Annotated in this window: 1 protein-coding gene and 1 rRNA gene; one reads left to right on the top strand and one right to left on the bottom strand. The window is 56.8% G+C overall.

The genetic code is table 11. The features are described from left to right. A partial coding sequence (locus ACMX2H_RS18875; RefSeq protein WP_414962806.1) for a hypothetical protein occupies positions 1 to 181 on the bottom strand: 181 nt, incomplete at its 3' end. On the opposite strand from ACMX2H_RS18875, the gene ACMX2H_RS18870 reads away from it, so the two are divergent. Next, positions 181 to 1,704 (top strand): 16S ribosomal RNA (locus ACMX2H_RS18870). The genes ACMX2H_RS18875 and ACMX2H_RS18870 overlap by 1 nt on opposite strands. The last annotated feature ends 79 nt before the right edge of the window (positions 1,705 to 1,783 follow it).

The raw sequence follows: 1,783 nt of genomic DNA, 5'->3' as shown, positions 1-1,783 counted from the left end.
TGCTCCTGTTGTTTGAGAACTCAATAGTGTGCCAAGTTTGTTGATACCAATTATTTATTGGTTGAAGTGCCGTGGCGTGCCGCCCCTGTGGTGTGTCGCGGTTTTTATCAGCCTGGTTTGAATTTAGTGCAGTGTCTTTGGTCGTTTTCCCGGCTATTGGTGCTGTGTCTGTTTGAAACATTAACGGAGAGTTTGATCCTGGCTCAGGACGAACGCTGGCGGCGTGCTTAACACATGCAAGTCGAACGATGATCCGGTGCTTGCACCGGGGATTAGTGGCGAACGGGTGAGTAACACGTGAGTAACCTGCCCTTGACTCTGGGATAAGCCTGGGAAACCGGGTCTAATACCGGATATGACCTGTCACCGCATGGTGGTGGGTGGAAAGATTTTTTGGTCTTGGATGGACTCGCGGCCTATCAGCTTGTTGGTGGGGTAATGGCCTACCAAGGCGACGACGGGTAGCCGGCCTGAGAGGGTGACCGGCCACACTGGGACTGAGACACGGCCCAGACTCCTACGGGAGGCAGCAGTGGGGAATATTGCACAATGGGCGCAAGCCTGATGCAGCGACGCCGCGTGAGGGATGAATGCCTTCGGGTTGTAAACCTCTTTCAGCAGGGAAGAAGCGAAAGTGACGGTACCTGCAGAAGAAGCGCCGGCTAACTACGTGCCAGCAGCCGCGGTAATACGTAGGGCGCAAGCGTTGTCCGGAATTATTGGGCGTAAAGAGCTCGTAGGCGGTTTGTCGCGTCTGCTGTGAAAGCCCGGGGCTCAACCCCGGGTCTGCAGTGGGTACGGGCAGACTAGAGTGCAGTAGGGGAGACTGGAATTCCTGGTGTAGCGGTGAAATGCGCAGATATCAGGAGGAACACCGATGGCGAAGGCAGGTCTCTGGGCTGTAACTGACGCTGAGGAGCGAAAGCATGGGGAGCGAACAGGATTAGATACCCTGGTAGTCCATGCCGTAAACGTTGGGCACTAGGTGTGGGGGACATTCCACGTTTTCCGCGCCGTAGCTAACGCATTAAGTGCCCCGCCTGGGGAGTACGGCCGCAAGGCTAAAACTCAAAGGAATTGACGGGGGCCCGCACAAGCGGCGGAGCATGCGGATTAATTCGATGCAACGCGAAGAACCTTACCAAGGCTTGACATGGGCCGGACCGGGCTGGAAACAGTCCTTCCCTTCGGGGCCGGTTCACAGGTGGTGCATGGTTGTCGTCAGCTCGTGTCGTGAGATGTTGGGTTAAGTCCCGCAACGAGCGCAACCCTCGTTCCATGTTGCCAGCGCGTAATGGCGGGGACTCATGGGAGACTGCCGGGGTCAACTCGGAGGAAGGTGGGGACGACGTCAAATCATCATGCCCCTTATGTCTTGGGCTTCACGCATGCTACAATGGCCGGTACAATGGGTTGCGATACTGTGAGGTGGAGCTAATCCCAAAAAGCCGGTCTCAGTTCGGATTGGGGTCTGCAACTCGACCCCATGAAGTCGGAGTCGCTAGTAATCGCAGATCAGCAACGCTGCGGTGAATACGTTCCCGGGCCTTGTACACACCGCCCGTCAAGTCACGAAAGTTGGTAACACCCGAAGCCGGTGGCCTAACCCCTTGTGGGAGGGAGCCGTCGAAGGTGGGACCGGCGATTGGGACTAAGTCGTAACAAGGTAGCCGTACCGGAAGGTGCGGCTGGATCACCTCCTTTCTAAGGAGCTTCCTCGAACCGTCCCCAACACGCGAATGTGCGGGTTGGGTGGTTTGCAGGGCAAGCCCGTTGCGGACAC

This window comes from Arthrobacter sulfonylureivorans, from assembly GCF_047607445.1.
GTDB lineage: Bacteria > Actinomycetota > Actinomycetes > Actinomycetales > Micrococcaceae > Crystallibacter > Crystallibacter sulfonylureivorans_A.
The sequence above is the reverse complement of the archived record's forward strand: the minus strand, read 5'-3'. Positions and strand labels throughout refer to the sequence as shown.